Origin of the sequence: Streptomyces sp. JW3 (assembly GCF_052216785.1) — a bacterium.
Taxonomy (GTDB): Bacteria; Actinomycetota; Actinomycetes; order Streptomycetales; family Streptomycetaceae; genus Streptomyces.
The window spans coordinates 1-4,146 of the sequence record NZ_JBQOUX010000198.1; the positions used below are offsets into that span (position 1 = coordinate 1).

Below are 4,146 nucleotides of genomic sequence, written 5' to 3' on the forward strand. Positions count from 1 at the left end.
GCGTTGGTGTCGCGGGTGGACGCCGGCGGGCAGGAGGGTGCTGGGCTGGATCGTGTCGTGGAGGATGCGGCGCGGGCTGCCGTCGAGCGGCTGGATCCGGCGGGCGGTGTGATGGTGCAGGCGGTCTGGGTCGATGCGGGAGCCGACGCACCGGGACGGGTGGTGCTCGTGGTGCACCACCTGGTCGTGGACGGTGTGTCCTGGCGCATCCTCGTCCCGGACCTGCGCGCGGCCTGCGAAGCGGTGCTCGCCGGACGGACACCCGCGCCGGCCCCGGCCGGTACGTCGTTCCGGCGGTGGTCGCAGGTGCTGGCCGCGGAAGCCGTCGACCCGCGACGCACGGCGGAGCTGGAGACGTGGACGAACCTCCTCGCGGACCGCGAGCCGCTGCTCGGCCGGCGTCCCCTGGACCCGGCCCGGGACACGGAGGCGTCCACCGTGCGCCGGCCCTGGCGAGTACCGGCCGCGCAGGCCGGCACCCTGGTCACCCGTACCCCCGCCGCCTTCCACTGCGGTGTGCACGAGGTGTTGCTGGCGACGCTGGCCGGTGCGGTGGGCGTCTGGCGGCCGGAATGTGCCGCCGGGCTGCTGGTGGACGTGGAGGGACACGGACGTGAGACGACGGCCGACGGGGTGGATCTGTCCCGGACGGTGGGCTGGTTCGCCAGCACACACCCGGTGCGGCTGCGGCTCGGGGGCGTGCGGCTGGGCCGGGCACGTACCGGCGGCCCGGCGGCCGGTACGTTATTGAAGGCGGTGAAGGAGCAGGCGCAGGCCGTTCCGGGCGAGGGGCTCGGGTACGAGCTGCTGCGTCACCTCAACGCCGAGACCGGCCCGGTGCTGGCGGCGTTGCCCGGCCCGCAGCTCGGCTTCAACTACCTGGGCAGGTTCCCGGCCGGCCGGGCGGACGGTCCCGCCGGTGCCTGGGAGCCCGTGGGCGGGGCTGGGCTGGGCGGGGCGGCCGATCCGCAGACGCCCGCCCGGCACGCGCTGGAGGCCGTGGCACTGGTCGAGGACACCCCGGCCGGGCCGGAGCTGACGGTGTCCCTGGCCTGGCCCGGCACGCTCATCGAGAACACCGAAGCCGAGCGACTCGGGCGGATCTGGCTGGAGATGCTGGCCGGACTCGCCGCGCACACCGACGCCGACCCGGGCGCCGGCGGACACACACCCTCCGACTTCTCCCTGCTCGCGCTCGGCCAGGACGAAGTGGACGACCTCGAGTCCGAGTTCGCCGACGACCACGCCTGACCGAGCCGCACACGCACGCCGCACGACCTACGAAGCACCAGGCACCAGGCACCACGCACCACGTACGCGAGAACAACGATCACGTGTTGGCGGCACCACCCAGGTAATGGTGAGGAGACACCCCGATGGCCCGAGCTCGTGTCGAGGACGTATGGCCTTTGTCGCCCCTTCAGGAGGGACTGCTCTTCCACGCGTCCTTCGACGGCCGGGGCACCGACGTGTACCAGGGCCAGCGCAGCCTGGACGTGCTCGGTCCGCTCGACGCGGAGGTGCTGCGCACCTCGTGGCAGGCGCTGCTGGACCGCCATGCCGCGCTGCGGGCGAGTTTCCGCAGGCGCGGTACCGGCGAGTCGGTGCAGGTCATCGTCCGTGCCGTGACGTTGCCCTGGCAGCAAGCGGATGTCAGTGGACTGTCCGGGACCGAGGCCGATGCCGAGATCGGCCGGCTGTGCGCGGCGGAGCGGGACCGGCGTTTCGACCCGGCGGTGCCACCGCTGCTGCGGCTGCTGCTCATCCGGGTCGCGCCGGACCGGCACCGGCTGGTGCTGACCAGCCACCACCTGCTCCTGGACGGCTGGTCCCTGCCCGTCCTGTTCGACGAACTCACCGCCGTCTACGCGGCGGGCGGTGACGCGCGCGTCCTGCCCCGCGCCACCTCCTACCGGGAGTACCTGGCCTGGCTGACGCGTCAGGACAAGCCGGCCGCGCGGGCCGCCTGGCAGGCCGAACTGGCCGGCGCCGAGGAGCCGACCCTGGTCGCCCCCGCCGACCCGGGACGGCGGCCCGGGGAGACGGCACATGTGATCACCGAGCTGCCGGTGGCACTGAGCCAGGCCCTGGCAGACGTCGCCCGGAGCCAGGGCGTGACGCTCAACACCGTGCTCCAGGGCGCCTGGGCGCTGGTCCTGGCACAGTTGTCGGGCCGCACCGACGTGGTCTTCGGCGCGACCGCCGCCGGGCGGCCCCCGGAGCTGCCGGGCGTGGAGTCCATGGTCGGCCTGTTCATGAACACGCTCCCGGTGCGGGTGCGGCTGGACGGCGCGCTGCCGGTGCGCCGGCTGCTCACCGACCTCCAGCAGCGGCAGTCCGCGCTCATGCCGCACCAGCACCTGGGACTGCCCGAGGTGCAGCGGCTGGCCGGGCCCGGCGGGGTCTTCGACACGATCGTGGTGTACGAGAACTACCCCAGCCCTCCGGAGGAGCAGCCGGACCGGAGCGCCGCGCCCATCGAGATCCGCCGCACCAGGGAGGTGACGGACGCCTCCCACTACCCCCTCGCCCTGGTCGTCGTGCCCGACGAGCGAACGCACCTCAAACTCGACTACCAGCAGAACCTGTTCGACCGGGAAACGGCCGCCTCCGTGGTGGCGCGGCTGGTGCGGGTGCTGGAACAGTTCGCGGCGGACCCGCGGACCCGCGTCGGGGACATCGACCTGCTGGACGCGGACGAGCGGGCGCGGGTGGTCGAGGAGTGGAACCACACCGGCCGTGCGGCCGTTCCGGCGACGGTGCCCGAACTGTTCGCGGCCCACGCGGCGCGGACCCCGGACACGGTGGCGGTGCGCTGCGGGACCGCGCGACTGACGTACGCGGAGCTGGACCGGCGGGCCAACCGCCTCGCCAGGTATCTGCGCCGGCGCGGTGCCGGCCCGGAGACCCGGGTCGCCCTGCGGCTCGCGCGCGGCACCGACATGATCGTGGCGATCCTCGGCGTGTGGAAGGCCGGGGCCGCGTACGTGCCGCTGGACCCGGAGCACCCCGCCGACCGGCTGGCCTTCATGACCCGGGACAGCGGCGCGGCACTGACCCTCGACGACACCTCGCTGGCCGCGGCCGCCGGGGCCGTCGCCGCCGAGTCGGACGCGCCGCTGGACGTGACCACGGACGCCGACCGGCTGGCGTACGTCATCCACACCTCCGGCTCCACCGGACGGCCCAAGGGCGTGGCGGTCGGGCACCGCGCGGTGGCCGCGCTGGCGGAGACGATGCGACCGGTGCTGGGCGCCGCCGAGGGCGAGACGAGTCTCCAGTTCGCGTCGTTCAGCTTCGACGCGGCGGTGCTGGACGTGGCCGTGACGCTCGCTCACGGCGGCACGCTGGCGATCGCGTCGGACGAGGAGCGCACCGACCCGCGGGCACTCGCGCGGATGATCCGCGACGCCGGGGTCACCGTGGCCAGCGTGGTGCCGTCACTGCTCTCCGTCCTCGACCCCGAGGCCGTGCCGGGCGTACGGAACTGGGTGCTGGGCGCCGAACGCCTCACCGCCGGTCTGGCGGCGCGGTGGCGGGCCGGAGCCGGGGTGTGGAACACCTACGGTCCGACCGAGGCGACCGTGATCACGACGGCCGTCGCACTCGCCCCCGGCGTCCGTCCCGAGGACGCGCCGCCGGCCATCGGCCGTCCCCTCGCGCACGCCGCCGTGTATGTCCTGGACGCGTTCTTGCGGCCCGTTCCGCCCGGAACGGTGGGCGAGGTGTACATCGCGGGAGCCGGGCTGGCGCGAGGATACGTGGGCCGCCCGGAGCTGACGGCGGAGCGGTTCGTGGCCTGTCCGTTCGTTCCCGGGCAGCGGATGTACCGGACCGGTGACCTGGCCAAGTGGTCGGACGACGGGCTGTTGCACTTCGCGGGCCGCGCCGACGAGCAGGTCAAGATCCGCGGCTTCCGGGTGGAACCCGGCGAGGTGGAGTCCGTCCTCGCCGCCCACCCGGACATCACCCAGGCCACCGTCGTGGTCCGCGACCAGCGGCTACTGGCCTACGTGGTCGCCGACGACGTCCTGGCCCCGACCGCCGTACGAGCCGACGACGTCTTGGACCCGACCGCCGTACGAGCCGACGACGTCTTGGACCCGACCGCCGTACGAGCCGACGACGTCTTGGACCCGACCGCCG

At 74.1% G+C, this 4,146-nt stretch carries 2 protein-coding genes; both read left to right on the plus strand.

Going from position 1 to position 4,146, the window contains the following annotated elements; translation table 11 throughout:
* On the plus strand, window positions 1–1,251 hold a 1,251-nt coding region (locus tag ACTT8P_RS37775), incomplete at its 5' end, for a condensation domain-containing protein (protein ID WP_442836319.1).
* Window positions 1,252–1,376: 125 nt separating this feature from the next.
* Window positions 1,377–4,146: non-ribosomal peptide synthetase (locus ACTT8P_RS37780; RefSeq protein WP_442836320.1), on the plus strand; the 2,770-nt coding region annotated here is incomplete at its 3' end.